We start from the raw sequence: 19044 nt of genomic DNA on the forward strand, positions 1-19044 counted from the left end.
TCCTATTCCGAATTGGCGGGTTTATTGATTTTGCCTGACAAATGCAGCTTGGCCTCCACCTGCACCTCTACCGTAACTTTCGGAAGCTCCTGATCCCAATTTTTTTTAAGCTGCTTCCACTGTTTCGGGTAATGCCGGTGCAGCTGCTCTCCAAAGCCGAATAGATCCGCTTGATACCGTTTTGCTTTTTCCCAGGCAGCCATGACTTCCTTTCGGATAGCCGCCGCCTCTTCCTTTTGCAAAGACGCAATAGCCTGAGGCAGAGTCAAATTATCCATGCAGGATTGATCGCTCAAATTGCCCTGTTCCTTGATTTTTATCAGCATTTGGATTTGCTGTCCTTTGATCTTCGGAATCATTTTGGTTTTGGAGCCCGTAATTTCCATGCTGACCTTTCCGTCGCCGTTCGGGCATTTGACCACGAGGATCCCGCTTTTCACCTCGTCGATCGCCCATAAAAGTCCCCGGGTTTCGGTTTTGTTCAATTCCCCGGCCAGCTTGTCTTTTTTAAAGAACGCGGTTCCCGAGATAGACAGCGTCTTCTCCCCGTTATCTTCATTCACCTCGATCAAAGGGGCGATCGGCGCCGTGGATTTGCTCATCAAGCGGGCTAAAAAATCCTTCAGGTTCACCATGCTGGACTGGGATGTCGCCCCCTGGTCGCTGACAAGCGATGCGATGTTTTGCGACGGCGTCGGTTCCAGCTCCGGTTCGATCTCAAAAATTTCGCTGGCTTTATCCCGGGCGACCAGGGTCCACACATTAAGCCGGTTTTCGTGGTCGCGCACAAAAAAATCGATATATTTCTGTACGCCCTGCTTGGCGATGTCACGGCTGAAGATCAAAACCTGATTATGCTGAAAAAAAAGCTTCCGGCTGGACTCGTGCGTAAACCCGCGGACCGCTTCAAACACGGTTCTGCCTTGGCTCTGCGTATTCCAGTAGGCTTTTTCCCCCGTGGTTCCCGTACCGCTTTCCGGATCCTTAAGCGTCTCCGCCTTGATAATTTGGGCCGTCAATTGCACCTCGCCGGCTTTCTCGGGTTTGTCGACGCCCACTCCCATAATGATCGCCAGCGTATCCAGCTCATGACGGTTCCAGCAGCCGGGCAGGCCCAGCAGCAACAAGATGCATACAACAAATTTTAAAAGCCGGCTTCTCACAAACTTCACCTCGTCAGGTTTCTTTAGTAGGGGGTTCGGAAGGGTTTGCCGGAGGCGCCGGCATCACGACGTCCTGACGCTGCGAATCCTCCCAGGTGAGGACTTTGGGACGGGTGACCATCAGCCAGAGAGGCACTCTGATCAGCACATCCTTCAGGCCTCCCGGACTTAAGGGGGCCAGCGGAGAAAGGTACGGCGCGCCAAACGATCTTAAAGTAACCAGATGGATCAGCATGCCCAGCAGGCCGATGGCAATGCCGAAGCCGCCGGCAAAACCGGCCAGCACCAGCATGATGAGCCTCAAAATCGCGCCAGAGTCGGTTTGAGCGGGCACGACAAAGCTGGATACGGCGGTTACCGCCACCACCACGACCATCGGCGCGCCGATCAGGCCCGCGGACACGGCCGATTCCCCGATCACCAGCGCCCCGACGATACTGACGGCCTGGCCAACCGGCCTCGGCAGCCTGACCCCGGCCTCACGGAGAATTTCAAAGGTTACGATCATCAGCCCTGCTTCCGCAAAGGAGGAAAAAGGAACTCCTTCATGAGCGGCCGTCATCGTGAGCAAAAGATCCGTCGGGATCAGCTCCTGATGAAAAGTCGTTAAGGCTACGTAAACGGAAGGCGCCAAAATGCTGATCATAAACGAGATAAACCTCAGCATCCTTACAAAGGTCGTAAAATAAGGCCGTGAGTAATAATCTTCGGATACTTGGAAGTTTTCGATAAACAATAAGGGGACCGTCAGCACAAAAGGGGTTCCGTCTACCAGAATAGCCACGCGGCCCTCCAGTATTTTTGCCGCAACGGTATCCGGCTTCTCGCTGTTGCCGATGGTGGAAAAAATGGAAAGGGGCGAGTCTTCGATAAATTGCTCGACATAACCGGATTCCAGAATCGCGTCCGTGTCGATTTTGAGCAGCCGCCCCCGCACCTCGTCGACCAACTGCGGATTCACGAGATTTTTCAGATAAGCGATGCTGACATTCGTCCGCGTTCTCCGGCCGATTTTTAACGTTTCCAGCGTCAAATCCGGACTTTTGACGATCCGGCGCAGCAGGGCCGTATTGGTTCTCAGCGTTTCCGAAAAACCTTCGCGCGGGCCGCGAACGACCGATTCGGTTTTTGCTTCCTCTACCCCCCGCGTCTCCCAGCCGCGCGCGCAGATGATCAGCGCCTCGGGAGAACCGTCTATCAAAAACAGCGTATCTCCGGACAAACAATGGTCTACGGCTTCCCCGACCGAGAAAGTCTGCTCCACATTGCCAACCGAAAGCATGGCGCTGCGGATCATGTCCATGCTGCTTCCCTGCGCAAACCCTTCGCTCGACTTGGCGTCATACATTAAAGGTCTGATGATGCTGTCATTGACCATGGTTACGTCGGTAAGCCCGTCTACAAAGATAAGCGCGGCTTTTATTTGCCCCTGGTTCCCCAGCGTAATCTGGCGGATCACGATGTCGTCGCTTGTGCCCATTATTTTTCTGAGCGTCATTAGGTTCCGGTTGAGCTCGTGTGAAAAAGACGAGGGAGATTCCTTGGCTGCGACCTGCTGCTCTTGAATATGCTTCAACAGCACATGCCCGAAACGCAGCTTTTTATATAAGTAACGGAGCATACCCATTTCCTCCTGATTTAGGAAAATATCCCTCTTATCATCCCCAGCCCGCCCAATCCTATTCCGTTTTTTCTCCTGCTTCCTTTTGCCGCCAACAAAACCGTACATTTTCCTTCAACTTTCACCACTATGTTCGCTTTCCGGTTGCATATTTCTGAAGAAATCGCTTATTTTTCTTGCTTGTTCGCCAAATAGCTTGTATAATAACAAACGTTACAAGAAGGCGAACTAATCAGGCAGGTGGATTATGACGCTGCTGGACAGCAATGAAAGCAAGAAAAGAATGTGCCAGATTTACAACGAAATTTCGAAAGAACTGTTTGGTTTCGGAACAACCCTGCTGAGAGCTAACGTGGAAGGCAACATCATCAGTTTTTACGCCAAACATCGTCGTTCTCCCCGTTCTGCAGCTCTGGAAGATGAAGCGCCCGGCTTGAAGCTGGAAGTGGACTTCCGCATGTCGCAGCTGTATAAACGGAAGTTTCGCGAGAAATTGGAAGAGCAGCTCGGACTGGAAATTGAGACACTCCTTCGCGATTACGACGCTGCAACCCAATGGGCGGTCACCAATGTCATCGTAAGAGAACCATCATAACTTTATAGGACGGATTTTTCTTTTTGATCTATTCTTAAGGAAAGACCTCCCTTCTATTAGCGGGTTCCGCTTGACTTTGTTTACAAAGGAAAAGTGTTCTTGTCTCTACAAGAATGCTTTTCTTTTTTTATTTTCCAAATATAGGTTATTTCATGCTTGGACAAGGTTTTGAATTTCGTTTAGGGGGTGCATGGACAGCTGGATCGGAGTTAAACGGAACCGGAACCAAACTGCAGACAGACAGAAGCAGCCGGGACCAACGTCTTGTTACAAAAATGACTATATTGATGGAGGGTTATCACAAATGAAAAAATGGATGGGCGGACTTGTCTCCGCAGCACTCGTATCTGTACTTCTCGCCGGCTGCGGCTCGAACAACGCCGCTAACACGGGCAGCAGCACTGCCGCAGAAGGCTCGGCTAACGCCAGCGCAAGCGGCGAACCAACGAAGCTGGTCATTTCTACCTGGGGATTCTCCGAGGATTTCTTCGATAAAGAGGTTTATGCACCATTTGAGAAAGAACACAATGTAAAAATCGTCGTCGAAACCGGAAACAACGCCGAACGCCTGAACAAAATCCGCCAAGGCAGCTCCGATGTGGACGTTATGTACCTGTCCGACTACTATGCGCAGCAGGCGATTAATGAAGGTTTGTTCGAGAAGATCGACCGCAGCAAAATCCCTAACCTTGAAAATATCTTCGGCATCGCGCAGGCGCCGCTCGGCCAAGACTACGGTCCGGCTTACACCGTCGGCCGCTTGGGCATCGTTTATAACCCGTCGATGGTTAAAAAAGAAGTTACGTCCTGGAGCGACCTGTGGGGTCCTGATTTCAAAAATAACCTGGCCCTCCCGAACATCACGGCAACTGCCGGTCCTATGATTCTTGACGCGGCTTCCAACGTCGCCCTGCAAACCTCTTTCAACGAAGACGCCGCTTTTGAGAAACTGAAAGAGCTGAACCCCAGCGTAGTGAAATACTACACGCAAACCTCCGATTTCGTGAACATGTTCTCCCAGGAGGAAATTGCCGGCGGGCCGATCATGGAGTCCTATTTCAAAGATTTGAAAGCCGCGATTCCTGATGCTAAATTCGTATCTCCTAAAGAAGGCGCTTATGCCATCATGAACACCGTCAACGTTGTAAAAGGCAGCAAAAACAAAGATCTGGCCGAGGAGTTCATCAACTGGCATCTGAGCAAAGAAGTTCAGGAAGCTTCGGCCAAAGCCAAAGTGGATTCCCCGGTGAATTCGCAGGTTCAGCTGAGCGACTCCGAAACCGAAGGCATCACTTACGGCGCGGATGTGATCAACGGTCTGGTCAAACTGGACATGAAGTTCGTTAATGACAACATCAAGGAATGGACAGACCGCTGGAACCGCGAACTGGCCCAATAAGCGATAAGCGATAAGACGGTACTAAATAACAAATATAGCTTTAATGGAATATAGCCTTAATAGAATCTAAGTGGAACAGCAGTTCCAGCAGTTCCAGCAGTTCCAAAAGTTCTTTAGCTTGATCAGCCTTTTTAGCTGCTTTACCAGCCATTCAAAAAGTTCTATAGCTATCTCTTCCCCTGCATCCGTCAATGGCGGATGCAGGTTCTATTATCGCTGACAGGAGAACAACGTTATGACCAGACGATTGATTATGGATGTCGATACCGGCATCGACGATGCGCTGGGCATCATGCTCGCCGTCAAAAGCGGCGAATTCCGGATCGAAGGCATCACGACCGTAAACGGCAACGTTTCGCTGGAACAGGCTACGCTGAACACCTGCAAAATCACGGAATTCCTCGGGGCCTCCGGCATCCCGGTCATCCCGGGTGCTGACCGTCCTCTGATCCGCAAACCCGTGTTTGAGCACCGGGTCCACGGCAATGACGGGCTTGGCGGCGCCCTGTCCGACATGCAGCCGTCGAAACGCCCCGCAGCGGGCTTTGGACCGGATTTTATCGTGGAGACCGTGCTACGCCATCCGGGTGAAGTCACGCTGGTTATGACCGCCCCACTGACGAATCTGGCGCTTGCGCTCCACAAATGCCCGGAACTGGTGGACAAGGTAGCGGAAGTAATCTTCATGGGCGGCGTGGCCGGCGGCTTCGGCAACGTGACCCCTACGGCGGAATACAACATTTATGTGGATCCGGAGGCAGCCCGTACGGTGCTGCAGGCCGGTTTCCCGAAGCTGACGATGGTCGGCCTTGATGTCACGCGGCGGGCGCTGCTGCGGGCCGAAGATATCGCCAAACTTACCGACCCCCGCATCCGGAATTACGTCACGGACAGCACCTCGGCTTATTTCGACCGTTATGAAGAACGCAACGGCGTGCGCGCCTGCGCCATGCATGATCCGCTGGCTGTAGCCGCGGCCATTGATCCCGGGCTGGTTACCGCCAAAGCCTACTACGTCGATGTAGAAACGCGCAGCGAGCTTTGCGACGGCCAGACGGTCTGCGATTTCCAGAACCGGCTCATGCGACCCGCCAATTTGCAAGTATGTATGGACCTTAACGAGCAGGCTTTCATTCAGCTGCTTGTCGATACCTTAAACCGTCCCTGACACAAAAATGACGGGAACAGGAGTTGGATATGAAGAAAACGTACCTTTACTGGCTGCTGCTGCCAGGCTTATTGTTTTTGTCCGTGTTTATGATTATCCCGATCGTGCTGACGATCGGCTCGACCTTTTTTCAAGCCGGCCGCTTCACCTTTAGCGGTTACTGGGACTATTTCAAAGATCCCTATTTCTTAAAAATCCTGCTGACCACGCTTGAAGTCAGCGTGGCCGCCACCCTGCTTAGCGTCCTGTTCGGCCTGCCGGTCGCTTATTACATCTCGCAGAAAGCGCCGCGCCGGAAAGGCATTTTGCTGGCGCTGGCCATTTTCCCGCTGCTGACCAGCCCGGTCGTCCGGTCGTTCAGCTGGATGGTCATTTTGGGACGCAAAGGTTTGATCAACAATTTGCTGGTCGATATCGGGCTGATTGACAAACCTTTGACGATTTTGTACACGCCTGTGGCGATGATGATCGGCATGCTGCATCTGTTCCTGCCGATGATGATCATTTCGCTCGTCGGCGTGCTGGAGAACATTGACGGCGATCTGGTGACCGCCGCGCAAAGCCTAGGCGCCTCCCGCGCCAAAGCCTTTTTCAAGGTGGTCTTCCCGCTCGCCATGCCTGGACTGATCATCGGCGGCATTCTCGTTTTTGTCGGCAGCTTAACCGCGTATACGACGCCCGCCCTGCTCGGCGGCAAACAGCGGGTCATCTCCACGTTCCTGTACCAGAACGCCATGACGCTGAACGACTGGTATTCGGCTTCCATTATCGCAACCATCATGATCGTCATCACTTTTGTGGTAGTCGGCCTGATGAACAAATGGGCTAACAAATTAAATCCGAAGGGGTAAATAGCGATGCGGAATAAACAGTGGGGACTTGGTCTAATCAGTCTGCTGGTCTATCTTTTTCTGCTGGGCCCGCTTCTGATTATTTCAATCACCTCCTTTGAACCCGGAACCGTGCTTAAGTTTCCGCCGGACGGCTTCTCTTTGCACTGGTACCGGCACATTTTTGAAGTGGAAATGTTCCCGAAAACCTTTAGAACATCCATCATCATCTCGCTGCTCGGCAATTTGCTGGCGCTGCTGCTCGGCATCCCGGCCGCTTATGCGCTGAGCCGGTTCAGCTTCAGGGGCAAAGACGCGCTGAACGCGGCGTTCCTCTCCCCCGTGCTGATTCCGGGCATCGTGCTCGGCTTCACCATGCTGAAATATCTGCTTGTCGCGTATCACCTGCCTCTTTATGCGGGTTTGCTTGTTGGACATACCGTCATCATGCTGCCGTTTATCATCCGGGTCGTAGGTTCCAGCTTGTCCAGCTTCGACTTCGCGATTGAAGAAGCAGCGCTCAGTCTGGGCGCGGGACCTCTTAAAACCTTTTTCAAAGTGGTCCTGCCCAACATCCGTTCCGGCATTATCGCCGCCGTGCTGATCGCTTTTCTGGAGTCGTTCAACAACGTCGACATCTCCCTCTTTATGACGGGACCGGGCGTAAGCACGCTGCCGATTCAAATGCTGACCTATGTGGAAAATTATTTCGATCCGACGATCGCGGCCATTTCCGTGCTGCTGATGGTGCTGACCGGCATATTGATGTTCGGCATCGAAAGACTGATGGGCTTGTCCTATTTTACAAAACGCTAATGGAGGCGATAAATGATGTCGCTCTTAAGTTTGGAGCATATATCGGTTGCGTATAACAACCAGCTTGTATTAAAGGATTTTAACCTGACTATCGAAAAAGGGCAGCTCGTTTCCCTGCTCGGCCCCAGCGGCTGCGGCAAAACAACCACTCTGCGCCTGATCGCGGGTTTCTTGGATTCCAAAGACGGCAAATTCATGTTCGGAGGCAAGGATTATACCCGGGTGCCCGTGAACAAACGCAATTTCGGCTTTGTATTTCAAAGCTATGCCCTGTTCCCACACCTGACGGTATATGAAAATGTCGCTTTCGGCCTGCGCATGCGCAAAGTGAAAGATGCGGAAGTGAAGCAGCGGGTTCTGCGCATTCTTGAAGTGGTCAGCCTCGGCGGCTTTGAAGAGCGTTATCCTCGCGAGCTGTCCGGCGGGCAGCGCCAGCGGGTAGCCATTGCGCGGGCGCTCGTCATTGAACCCGAGCTGCTGCTGTTCGACGAACCGCTCAGCAATCTGGACGCCAATCTGCGGGTCAATATGCGGGTGGAGATCCGCCGCATCCAGCAGGAGCTGGGCATCACCACCGTATACGTATCCCACGATCAAGAGGAATGTTTTTCGATCTCTGACCGGGTGGCCATCATGAACAAAGGCAATATCGAGCAGCTCGACGCCCCGGCAAAAATATTCCGTTATCCGGCCAGCGATTACGTGGCCCGCTTTATCGGGTTCCAGAATTTCCTGGACTTTTCGGAACGCCGCCAGGTAAACGGCGAGATTTGGCTGACGCTCGGCAGCCGGCAGTTCAAGGCTTCCGTCAATCCCGGCACGGCTGAACCGGCAGCGCTGCGAGGCGCTTTCCGTCCCGACGATCTGCTGCTCCTGCCGCAAAATGCCGCTTCGGAAGAAGTCGGCAACGTTTTGCCGGGCATCATCAAAGTCAGCACCTATCTCGGCCGCAGCTATCAATACGTCGTGGATACCGAATTCGGCGAGTTTACGGTCAATCAGGAAATGGATTCCCCTTATTTCAGCGGACAAAGAATAAACCTTGCATTCCCACAAGACAGAATGGTGCTCGTGGATTAAGGTAGGCAGGAGTAAAATCATGAACGTACAGCAGCTCATTGTAAACGCGAGGGTTTACAACAGTTATTACAAGAGGTTCGAAGCGGCCAACGTCGCTCTACAGGACGGAAAATTCCTTTATATCGGCGGCCGCGGCACCGAAACGTTTAAGGCCGAAGAAATTATCGATGCTGAGGGGCGCTGGATGCTCCCGGGCCTGGTCGATATTCATCTGCATATTGAAAGCTCGATGGTTACGCCTGCTTCCTTCTCCCATGGCCTGATTCAAAACGGCGTCACCACTATCGTTCCCGAGCCGCATGAAATGGCCAACGTGTTTGGCCTTGAAGGCGTCAAACAAATGATGGCCGCCAGCAAAGACTGCACGGCCGACATGATTTATGCCATTCCGAGCTCCGTTCCGGCAACGCCGATGGAAACGACAGGCGGTTCGATCGAAATCGAAGACATGGACGAGCTTCTCCGGACGGAAACGATCGCCTGCCTGGGAGAAATCATGAATTACGTCGACGTCATCCGCGATCCGGAATGCAAAACGAACCAGATCCTGCGCCATATTCGCTCTCATTATCCCGATCTGATCATCGAAGGCCATACGCCGAAGCTGCTGGATCTGGATTTGCATCAGCTGATCGCGGCAGGTATCGATTCCGACCATACGCACCAAAGCATCGAAGGCATGGAAGCCCGCATCGCGGCAGGCATGTTCATCGAAATCCAGGAGAAATCGATGACCCGTGAGGTCATGGATTACCTGATTGACCATGACGTGGCCGAACACTTCTGTTTCGTGACCGACGACGTGATGACCGACGCTTTTATCGAAGACGGCCACTTGAACCATATCGTCCGTAAAGCGATTGCCATGGGCATGAAGCCGGAAGACGCCATCTATGCCTCCACATATACGCCGACCCGGCGGATGAAGCTGCATGACCGCGGCAGCATCGCGCCGAATAAAATCGCCGACTTTCTGCTTGTCTCGGACCTCGAGAAACTGGTCATCGACGAGGTTTATAAAAACGGGGCCTTGGTATATGACCGGCAGAAAAATTACGGGCAAACCGCCCTCTCCGGCCAGTTTCCGGCGCATTTCTATGCCAGCGTCCGCCTTAACCCGTTGACTGAAGACGATTTCGTCGTGAGGCTCGATGCCGGGGACGGGGAACATACGGCCCGGATGATGATCGTAAAGGACGGTTCGACTTTTACCGAAGAACGCCATGTTCCGGTGACGGTAGCCGAAGGCGTTTTGGATTGGCAGGCCAGCGGGCATGGCCTGATCGCTACGTTTGAACGTTACGGCAAAAACGGCAACCGTGCTTACGGCCTCATTGACGGCGATACGATCCAGCGCGGCGCGATTGCCACGACCTATTCGCATGACAATCATAATCTGCTGGTCGTCGGCCGCAATCCCCATGACATGAAGATCGCTGCGAACGCGGTTATCCAAAGCCAGGGCGGCTTCTGCGTCGTAGAGAACGGCGAGGTTCTGTCGATGATGGAGCTGCCGGTCGGCGGCATTTTGACCGAGGAGCCGCTGGAAACGGCCGGCCTGAAGGTGCAGAAGCTGCGGGCGGCGATGAAATCGCTCGGCTACAAGCATTACAATCCGATCATGTCGATCAGCACGCATTCGCTGGCCGTCAGCCCGGCGCTTAAGATCACCGACTGGGGTCTGATTGATGTAAACAAAGGACAAGTGGTTCCGCTGCTGGTGGATTCGGAGTCCGGTTCGGAATCGGAATCGAAGCCGAAATCGGCAAAATAACTTCATACTAAAAAACCGCGCTCAAGCAGCTAAGCTTAAGCGCGGTTTTTTTAACTTTTTCGGGATGAACCCGTTAGTTCACTGCTTCCGCTGATTGATTCCTCTCTTGGCTTACGGAAGCCCAGAACGACCGGATTACCTGGCGAAGCTGGTCTTCCCCGGTCGGGAGATAACCTTGAAGCTGGCCTTTAATCAAATAAACCATGGAACCGTAATGCATCTGCACCATCATCTCCGGATCGAGGCCGATAAACAGCCCCTGCTCCACCGCTTCCTGGTAAAGTCCGGCCAAAGGCGTGCACCAGCCCGTTTGATAAGCTTCCTGTTTGGTTGCTTCCGTAATGTACGGGGAAAAAGAATACTGTTCGATGAACCGAAACCCTTCCGAATAGTTCAGGCAAAGCTCGGCCACATGGTGCCAGGCCCGCTCGAAACGGGTTTGAATGGGTTCGTCCGTCATCAGGTTCCGGGTGACAAACTCCCCGTTGAATTTGACGATGCCTTTGTACAGCTCGTTTATGATTTCTTCCTTGCTCGAAAAATAATGATAAATATTGCCGGTCGAAACGCCGGATTCCTTGGCGATCAGCGACATCGAAGTAGCCTGAAGCTCCTTCTCGATGATCAACCGGAGCGTCGTTTCAAGCACAGCCTGTTCCACTTTGTTGTATTGGTTAAACACCTGCATTCCTCCATCATCTATCCATGCCGGCATAGAACGTTCATTCTATGCACAGAATAAACCGGCTTTATCGATTTGTCAACTTGGACTGAACCGGTGAATCCCGAAAAGCTTGACGGTCGAAACCGGCAGCGCGTCCCTAAGCGGACGCAGATCGGGGGTAAACCTGACATCGATAGACATCTCCATCAGCCTTTGGAGCGGATTCCGGATCACATCCATTTGCTTGGGAACAACCGTCTCTTTGGAGATGTAATATCCGGCGGTTTCATCAAAGCTTTCGAACGTATCCCGCGGAAGTTCATATCTGTACAATACGGCTTCTGCCAGCCGGCTGTACCAGCCGGTTTCAAATACAAGCACCGCAGAGCTTGCCGTATCCCCGAAAAACCGCTGCTCGTCGGCAGAAGAAATCCCGGGACTCCTTCTGTAAGCGATGCTTCATAGTCCTCCCCTTCCGCTCGATGGATTGGGGTTTAGCTTTTCCCCTGGTCCCCGTATGCCTTCTGCATGTCGGCGAGTTGCCGCCGGATGGACGACACCAGCTCTTTCGGCCCGCTCACCTTCGCGTCCATTCCCAGTCCCATGAAATAGTTCGTAAAAAAGGGAATATCCGTCTTCAAAATCCGGCTGTCGATCCATCCGCTCCCGTCCTCTCTTTTATCGATTTTCAGCAGCGGCCACAGCTCCGATTCGCATCTGCGGCAGCCTTCGCGGCTAAGCTCCACGTAAACCTCTATAAACTCGGAATGTTCATGCTGGACCGTTCTCCAATTCTCCAGATGGATCTGCTCCAAGGCCGGAGGTTTTATACGCTGTTCCGATACTTCGATAATCTCGGCCGCCTTGATCCGGTCGCAGCGGAACAGGCGGTAATCCTGCCTGCCGAAACAGTAAGCCGGGCAATACCATAATCCGCCGCTGGCATAAATCCCTACCGGTAAAATCTCCCGTCTTTCCCGTTCATTTCGGCCTTCATATTCGGCGCGGACCACCTTCCGCTCGATAGCCGCCTTCAGCAGCAGGCTCAAATGAGGCGACTCCTGCTGTCTCGGGGGCACCTGAAAATCGACCCGGTTTCGCATGCCGTCGATTTTATCGCGGACCTCCTGCGGCATATGCAGATAAAACTTGCTCAGGGCCGAAGAAATCTCCGTCTGAAAGGGAATATTCCGGTAGTGCCTCAAGGCATGGCTTGCAAAAAAAACCGCAACCGCCTCTTCCTCGCTGAACGCGATCGGCGGAAGCATCCGTTCATTCAACAGCCGGTAGCCGCCGTGCGGCCCGACCTCGGAATAAAGCGGCACTCCCAGTTCGCCAAGCTCCTGCAAATCCCGCAGCATCGTGCGGGATGAAACGCCGAATTCCTCCGCAAGCTCTTTTACGGTAAAAGAACGCTTGCGGTGAACCGCAAGCATCAGCTCCATCAGCCGTTTGGATTTGGACATAGTTGTGCTCCTCATCTTTTCCTTGCATTCATGACAATACTTGTCACCATTATAATTTATAATGGGTATTAAGCCCAGCCGCTTTTCCGCTCCGCTGGACACCCATCTGAAATGGAGTGATGTTATGACCGCCGTACAGGAAATGAAACAAATGCTTTTTGAAGAGCTCCAGCTAATTGTCCGGACAACCGCAGGCCTGATCGCTAAAATCAAACCGGAGGACGGGTCTTTCCGTCCCCGTGAGAACATGAGAACCTTAAAAGAGTTGGCCGAGCATCTTGCCGCTGTTCCTGCAGTGGACCTGCTCATTCTCCAGGAGCATCCGGAAGCCGATATCCGGCGGCTGGAAGGACAATTTGCCGAAGCCGCCCTACCTTCGTTGGGAACCTTAATGGCGGAAGGGCTGGAGGAACTGAAAAAGTACATGGAGGCTTTGTCCGACGAAGATTTTTTGCATAAGGAAACAAAACCCTTCTACATGGACCACGGTGCCTCGCAGGCCAAATGGCTGATCGAAATTACGACCCATGCCCAGCACCACCGCGGACAGCTCTTTACTTACCTGAAAATGAAAGGTTACGAAGTCAACATGTTTGACTTGTACTAGAGGTGAATATGCCCACTTTCAATTCGAATGGAGCCGCTCTTTATTACGAAGACCACGGTCGCGGACAACCACTCGTGATCCTGCATGGCCTTCACGGCAGCAGCGTCACGGCTGAACGCGAGATCAACGAGCTCAAAAACCGGTTCTGGGTCATCGCTTTGGATGCGCGCGGCCACGGATTATCCGATAAACCTGCCCATTACACGCTGGACGAGCATATCCGGGACGTGATCGGTCTGCTGGACCATTTGGAGCTTGATTCCGCCTGCTTGATGGGGACTTCCATGGGGAGCTATATCGCGCAAGGGGTAGCGATTGCAATTCCGCAGCGGATTAAGAAATTGATCCTCGTCGTGCCGAAAAGCAGCGGCAAAACCTCGTCGATGCAGGAGCTGTTCGACCGCCATGCCGATGAGCTGGCTGGATTGTCTTATGAAGCGAAATTCAAGCAGGCTGCTAAATACACGTTCCACAACCAGGAGAAGGTCAACAAAGCCTTTAACGGTTTCTACAAAAGAAAGGGAATACTGACGGATCCCAGGGAGCAGGAGGCCGCGATGAAAGCGCTGGAGGGATTTGATTTCAGGGAACACCTTTATAAAATTACAGCCTCCACGCTGGTGATCAGCGGCAAACACGACGGAATGAACCCGCCCGAAAAAGGGCAGGAAATCGCTTCTTTGATTCCGGACGCCGCTTTTGTGGAATTCGGTTTTTCCGGCCATGCGCCAAATCTTGAAGAACCTGAACGATTTCTGGAAGTGGTGACACAGTTTCTGTCTTAACTGCTAATTGGCTTAACTGGCGACGGAAACCTCCCATTCGCAAAACAAAGCCTGTCCGGCATGCGGACAGGCTTTGGCTATTTAGGAGCAGAACAGTTCCTTTCACCTGGTACCGTTACAAATTCAAACCGCCCAAGGCCAGCCTTTGCGGAATAAAAAAGCTCTCCTCCACGTCTTTGGCCGACAAAGGTTTGCTGTAATAATAACCTTGAACCTCCCTGCAGTCATTGTCCTTAATGATCTCAAGCTGCTCTTTCGTTTCGATTCCTTCCGCAATAACGTTCATCTCCAGGTGACGGGCCATCGAAATAATCGTGGACACGATAGCCTGATCGCTTTTGCTGGCCACGATATCACGGACAAAGGAACGATCGATTTTCAGCTTATGAATCGGAAACAGCTTTAAATAGCTGAGCGAGCTGTAGCCGGTTCCGAAATCGTCCAGGCTGATCCGGATGCCGAGCCTGCTAAGCTCCTGCAAAATCGTAATGGAGGTGGACGGATCCATCATCATGCTTTCCGTAATTTCAAGCTCCAGATATTTCGCTTCAAGCCCGGTTTCAGCCAGCACCTCCGAAATAAAGCTGACCAGATTCGTCTGCTGAAACTGGTGAGAGGATAAATTCACCGCAACGGAAATCAGCGGCCCCCCGCTTTCGTGCCATTCCTTCAGCTGCCGGCAGGCCTCCCGCAGCACCCAGTTCCCGAGCTCGATAATCAGTCCGATCTCTTCGGCCAGCGGAATAAATTGATCCGGGTTTATAATCCCTTTCCTCGGATGGTTCCACCGTACTAAAGCTTCAACGCCGATCATCCGGTGATCCTCCGCCTGAATCTGAGGCTGGTAATAAAGCATGAACTCCTTCTGGTGCAGCGCCTTGCGGAGATCCGCTTCCAGCTCCCTCTTTTGCTGAAGTTTCCCGTCCAGCTCGTCCGTGAAGAAACAATAGCCGTTTTTGCCGTTATTCTTTATCTCATACATCGCTGCATCGGCATGTTTCACCAACGACCGCTCATCCTGCCCATGGTCGGGATACATCGCAATGCCTATGCTTGCGGTGACATAAAAATCGTTATCCTTTAACCGGAACGGTTTTTGGATCACATGAATAAGCTTTTCGGCCAGCGTGGCGGCCATTCCTTCATCACAATTTTCGAACAGAACCGTGATTTCATCCCCTCCGATTCTGGCCAGGCTGATTTTACAGTCTTCGGTAACCTCCTGGATCCGCTGGCTCATCTCCCGCAGGAACAAATCGCCGTACAAATGGCCCAGCGAATCGTTAATCATCTTGAAACGGTCCAAGTCCATCACCATCATGGCAAATCTGCTGCCGGTCCTGCTGTGGCTTTCGATCATTTCGATCAGCCGCTGGTTAAACTTATGCCGATTGTCCAGACCCGTCAATTCGTCGTGAAAAGCGAGGTAGCTGATCTGCCTTTTGGCCTGCTTCTCCGCGGTGATGTCTCGGACGATCAAATAATGGCCCACCAGGCTTCCGTCGACTTCAAGCGGAACGGTCATCAGATGCAAATCGATTTCTTTGCTGCCGGCCAGGCTAAACGTCAATTCAAAGCTGGCGGATTCGGGGCCCAGACTGCCGGCTATACAGCGCAGATTGTCGGCATTAACGGGTTCCGTCATTAAAGCCGCCAGCGGCTCATAATGATACCGGTTATCTTCAATCCCAAAAATGTCCGCCGCTGCCGAATTGATGCCGATAATCCGCTGCTGCAGATCAAGGGTCAGGATGCCGTCCTGGTTGTTCTCATAAAGAGAACGGAACATTTTTTCGTTTTCGGTCAATAAATAACGCTGCCGTTCAAATCTTCTGGCTACGACCATGCCAAGCAGCGACAATCCGAGGGTCAGCACCGTGCCGATGCCGATCAAATAGGCCAGCCAATGATAGCTGAGCACAATCCCGTTTGAGGCAGGTTCAATCCTTTCCTTTAAGGAAGCTCCCCACATCCCGGTGTAATGCATACCCGCTATGGCGGCTCCCAAAATCAATGCCCCGGCCAGCTTGCCCCTGAATCCCCGGCCCCTGCCTTCTTTCCGGAACGTAAAGGACAACCCGAATAACGAAGCGGCAACGGCAAATACGGCAGAAAACACCACCATTCTATAATCGTAGGAAATATCGAGATTCATCGCCGACATGCCTATATAATGCATGGCTATGATTCCTGAAGCAAGCAGCAGGCCTCCTCCCAGCCAATGCCCTCTTGACACGCGTGTCCGGCCAACCAGATGAAGAGCTGCGCCGGAGGAAACAATCGCTGCCAGAACCGAATGCATTATCGTCCTCAGGTCATATTCGACCTCCATCGGGAGCGACATGGCCAGCATGCCCACAAAATGCATCGACCAGATGCCGATCCCCATGACCACCGCCCCGAAAAAAAGCCGCAGAAGACGATTCCGGCCCTTGGAGTGACTCAGTCTGTCCACCAGATCCAAAACGGTATAGGAAGCCAGCACTGCCAAGCCATATGAAAATAAAACCAGCTCCGGTTCAAAGGAGCCGTGTACATCATTCATGAGCCAACCTTCTTTCCCTGTTGATCGCCCTGAGGTTGGATTTAAAAAACACAAAAAAATCCGGTAAAAAATTTCACCAGAAATGAAAACCCTGATTAAAGTCTACTCCCCCATTGCCATTAGTCTAAAAGATGAACAAAGGGTTTGTAAAGATAATGTTTCGCATAAGGAAAGGAGGCTGAAGGATCCGGCAAGGCTTCCCGAATCCCTGTAACAGGATCAGGAAACCTTGTGAAATCCTTGAAAAAATATTTAAACGAAAGTACGGGTATCATTGTTGCGGCTGAACCGGTAAACGGCTATGCAGGTGAAGGCGGCCGCAAACGCCAGCAGAATGAGCAGATTCAGATATAGACCTCCAAGAGCGGTCCCGTTCTGCAGATCATCTACCGTCTTCAGCAGCCAGCGCTGCGGGAGAAACGTCGCGATTTTTCGGATGCTGTCCGGCATGATGTCCACGGGGAAGTAGCAGCCTGCCAGCAGACAGGTCGGGGTCACAATCAGGTTCTGAAGCGCACCCGCCATGTTGGAATTTTTGGCAAAAGCGACGATCACAAGCGACAACCCGATCGCAGCCAAACCGTACACGAACAGCGCCAAAATCAGGTCGGCAGCGGGAACGCCGGAGTCGACGCCAAGCACCGCCTTCAGCATAAATAACGTCAGCGCGATTTGCAGCATAAGCAGCAATATGTTTACAGCCACGTTGGAAAGCACGTACATTCTGGCCGAGACGGGTGAAGTCAGCAGCCGCAGAAACGTCCGGTTTTCCTTCTCTTTGAGGATCAGATCGGTCAGATTGCAGGCCGAAAACATCATAAAGGCGATCAGAAACCCGAGAGACTGGTAGGTCATATTTTTGGCTTTGGAAGTATCTTCAACGGTAGACGCATCCAGTCTGAAATGTTTTTGGCTGTATTCCTGATAGATTTGATTGAACAACTTTTGATCATCAGGAGTCGCGGCTCCGATCGAGGCCATATTGGCCACATAGTTTTGCAGCAAGGACTTTACGTAGGCCGTCACCTGCGCCCCTTTGACCGAGACGAGGGTCAGCCCCTCGGGATTCCCGCTCCGGACATTTTCCGCAAAACCGCTTTCCAGCACAACCCCGGCATCCAGCGATCCGGAAGCGATTTCGGCTTTCATCGTCCCCTCGTCAGTTACCTTGACCTCCGCCTGATTGATGGCTTGGAGAAAAGCAACGGTGTTCTGCGCGATCGGGTTATCCCCGTCCTGGTTGACGATCCCTATCCGGAGCACACTGCTGGTGCCGCCGCCATAAATCATCATGCTGACCAATACGCCTGCCACAGGCAGAATAATCAGCATAATCCAGCTTGATTTCTTGCGGAAGGTGGCCGAAATCATTCTTCGCGCAAGCCAGATCAGGTCTTTCATTTAGATGGCCTCCTGTCTTCGCATAAATAGTCCGGAAAGGATCAGAAAAACCGCAACCAGCGCCACGTTAAGCGCCGCAACCGGAAGGGCGGCCGAGGCATGATCCGCATAAACGATATCCGTCAAAGCCTGATTCGCCCAGCGGAGCGGGGAAAGCAAAACGACTTTTCCCATCAAACCCGAAGTTTCGCCGAGCGGAAAATAAGCCCCGCCGATAAACGAAACGACCTGAATAACGATGACGATAAAAGTCCGGCTGGTTCCGCCTTTGAACAAATAACCGCAGAGCAGCCCGAAACTGACCGCCAGGGCAACCAAAGTGAATAAAACAAGAACCACTGCGCCGTAATGGGAACCCCAGTCCGCCTTGAAAACCAGGCCGCTGAAAAGCACGACCGCCATAACGCATACAAAATTTATCAGCGTTGCGCCGATAACCTTGCCGGCAAAAATTTCACTTTTCTTCGCCGGCGAGGCGCTTAGCCGGATAGAGGTTTTTCTGGCTTGCTCCCATTGAATCAGCCCGGTTGAGGACATGCTTGCATACAAAGCGATCATGGTCGACATCGCGATTGCATAATAACCGATAGAGCTGGGCTGCTTATCTTTCGCAAGCGAGGTTTCTTTAATGAAATCGCCGAACGAATCCACTCCGGTGACAATCGGCTGTACGGAAGCCGGGTTGGCCTTCAGGGCGGCTGCCGCAAGATTATACCGGTCGGCATAAACCGAAAGCATCCCTTGAACGATGTTGTTTTCCACAAGATGCTGCGAGGTGCCGTAATAGCGGATCCCGTTATCGTCCAGTTCGGCATATCCCGTATAATGGTCATCCCGGATCTCCTGCTGACCGTCCATATCGGCGCTCCAAACGGTCAACTGCACTCCCTCCTGCTTTAGCACTTGCGAAAAATCAGTCCAGGAAGCGTTGAGCTGCTCGTTTTGAATGTTATCCCGGTATAGCAGCTTCATTGAATCAACGGTGGTACCGGCGGAAAAAGCGTTTGTGAGCGCCGTCCCCAAAATCAGGATAAGCACGATCGGAAAAGCGATCATAAATAAAAAGGTCTGTTTGTTCCGGAGCTGAATAAGCAGCTCTTTGCGGACAATTCGTAAGGTGTTCACGGCAG

Annotated in this window: 17 protein-coding genes; 9 read left to right on the forward strand and 8 right to left on the reverse strand. The window is 52.4% G+C overall.

Going from position 1 to position 19044, the window contains the following annotated elements:
• Positions 1–2 precede the first annotated feature (2 nt).
• Both AC3ZPD_RS04410 and AC3ZPD_RS04415 read right to left on the reverse strand, forming a co-directional pair.
• On the reverse strand, positions 3–1163 hold the full coding sequence (locus tag AC3ZPD_RS04410; RefSeq protein ID WP_490983056.1) for a Ger(x)C family spore germination protein: 1161 nt from the start codon (positions 1161–1163) through the stop codon (positions 3–5).
• Positions 1164–1176: 13 nt separating this feature from the next.
• Positions 1177–2784, reverse strand: coding sequence for a spore germination protein (locus AC3ZPD_RS04415; protein ID WP_490983057.1), 1608 nt, complete (start codon positions 2782–2784; stop codon positions 1177–1179).
• 247 nt (positions 2785–3031) lie between these two features.
• Between AC3ZPD_RS04415 and AC3ZPD_RS04420 the strand changes: the two genes are divergently transcribed.
• The 7 genes from AC3ZPD_RS04420 to AC3ZPD_RS04450 all read left to right on the forward strand — a co-directional run bounded on the left by AC3ZPD_RS04420 (position 3032) and on the right by AC3ZPD_RS04450 (position 10446).
• Positions 3032–3379 (forward strand): DUF2294 domain-containing protein, encoded by a 348-nt coding sequence (locus AC3ZPD_RS04420; RefSeq protein WP_490983058.1) that lies wholly within the window; start codon positions 3032–3034, stop codon positions 3377–3379.
• Between the two features lie 304 nt (positions 3380–3683).
• A complete protein-coding gene (locus tag AC3ZPD_RS04425) occupies positions 3684–4778 on the forward strand; it encodes an ABC transporter substrate-binding protein (protein WP_490983059.1) in 1095 nt (364 codons plus the stop codon).
• A 235-nt stretch (positions 4779–5013) separates the two neighbouring features.
• Positions 5014–5946 (forward strand): nucleoside hydrolase, encoded by a 933-nt coding sequence (locus AC3ZPD_RS04430; RefSeq protein WP_490983060.1) that lies wholly within the window; start codon positions 5014–5016, stop codon positions 5944–5946.
• A gap of 29 nt (positions 5947–5975) precedes the next feature.
• The gene (locus tag AC3ZPD_RS04435; RefSeq protein ID WP_490983061.1) at positions 5976–6797 is read left to right on the forward strand and encodes an ABC transporter permease; all 822 of its coding nucleotides are present in this window, start codon (positions 5976–5978) and stop codon (positions 6795–6797) included.
• A gap of 6 nt (positions 6798–6803) precedes the next feature.
• Positions 6804–7592 carry an ABC transporter permease gene (locus tag AC3ZPD_RS04440; protein ID WP_490983062.1) on the forward strand — a complete coding sequence of 263 codons (789 nt, stop codon included), beginning with the start codon at positions 6804–6806 and terminating at the stop codon, positions 7590–7592.
• A 15-nt stretch (positions 7593–7607) separates the two neighbouring features.
• Positions 7608–8672: an ABC transporter ATP-binding protein gene (locus AC3ZPD_RS04445; protein WP_490983429.1), complete on the forward strand. Its 1065-nt coding sequence runs from the start codon at positions 7608–7610 to the stop codon at positions 8670–8672.
• Between the two features lie 19 nt (positions 8673–8691).
• Entirely contained in the window at positions 8692–10446 is a 1755-nt protein-coding gene (locus tag AC3ZPD_RS04450; protein ID WP_490983063.1) for an adenine deaminase C-terminal domain-containing protein, read from the forward strand.
• 73 nt (positions 10447–10519) lie between these two features.
• On the opposite strand, the gene AC3ZPD_RS04455 is transcribed toward AC3ZPD_RS04450, so the two are convergent.
• The 3 genes from AC3ZPD_RS04455 to AC3ZPD_RS04465 all read right to left on the reverse strand — a co-directional run bounded on the left by AC3ZPD_RS04455 (position 10520) and on the right by AC3ZPD_RS04465 (position 12576).
• Positions 10520–11128, reverse strand: coding sequence for a TetR/AcrR family transcriptional regulator (locus AC3ZPD_RS04455; protein ID WP_490983064.1), 609 nt, complete (start codon positions 11126–11128; stop codon positions 10520–10522).
• Between the two features lie 78 nt (positions 11129–11206).
• Positions 11207–11566, reverse strand: coding sequence for a DUF6886 family protein (locus tag AC3ZPD_RS04460; protein WP_490983430.1), 360 nt, complete (start codon positions 11564–11566; stop codon positions 11207–11209).
• 38 nt (positions 11567–11604) lie between these two features.
• A complete protein-coding gene (locus AC3ZPD_RS04465; RefSeq protein WP_490983065.1) occupies positions 11605–12576 on the reverse strand; it encodes a helix-turn-helix transcriptional regulator in 972 nt (323 codons plus the stop codon).
• Positions 12577–12700: 124 nt separating this feature from the next.
• On the opposite strand from AC3ZPD_RS04465, the gene AC3ZPD_RS04470 reads away from it, so the two are divergent.
• Positions 12701–13183, forward strand: a complete 483-nt coding sequence (locus tag AC3ZPD_RS04470) for a DinB family protein (protein WP_490983066.1) — start codon at positions 12701–12703, stop codon at positions 13181–13183.
• A gap of 8 nt (positions 13184–13191) precedes the next feature.
• Positions 13192–13968, forward strand: coding sequence for an alpha/beta fold hydrolase (locus tag AC3ZPD_RS04475; RefSeq protein ID WP_490983067.1), 777 nt, complete (start codon positions 13192–13194; stop codon positions 13966–13968).
• A 115-nt stretch (positions 13969–14083) separates the two neighbouring features.
• Here the strand turns inward: AC3ZPD_RS04475 and AC3ZPD_RS04480 are convergent, their stop codons facing one another.
• The 3 genes from AC3ZPD_RS04480 to AC3ZPD_RS04490 form a co-directional block, all read right to left on the reverse strand.
• Positions 14084–16513: a bifunctional diguanylate cyclase/phosphodiesterase gene (locus AC3ZPD_RS04480; protein ID WP_490983068.1), complete on the reverse strand. Its 2430-nt coding sequence runs from the start codon at positions 16511–16513 to the stop codon at positions 14084–14086.
• A 252-nt stretch (positions 16514–16765) separates the two neighbouring features.
• The gene (locus AC3ZPD_RS04485; protein WP_490983069.1) at positions 16766–17914 is read right to left on the reverse strand and encodes an ABC transporter permease; all 1149 of its coding nucleotides are present in this window, start codon (positions 17912–17914) and stop codon (positions 16766–16768) included.
• The gene (locus AC3ZPD_RS04490; protein WP_490983070.1) at positions 17915–19039 is read right to left on the reverse strand and encodes an ABC transporter permease; all 1125 of its coding nucleotides are present in this window, start codon (positions 19037–19039) and stop codon (positions 17915–17917) included. It abuts the gene before it with no gap.
• Between the last annotated feature and the right edge of the window lie 5 nt (positions 19040–19044).

This window comes from Paenibacillus mobilis, assembly GCF_058267595.1.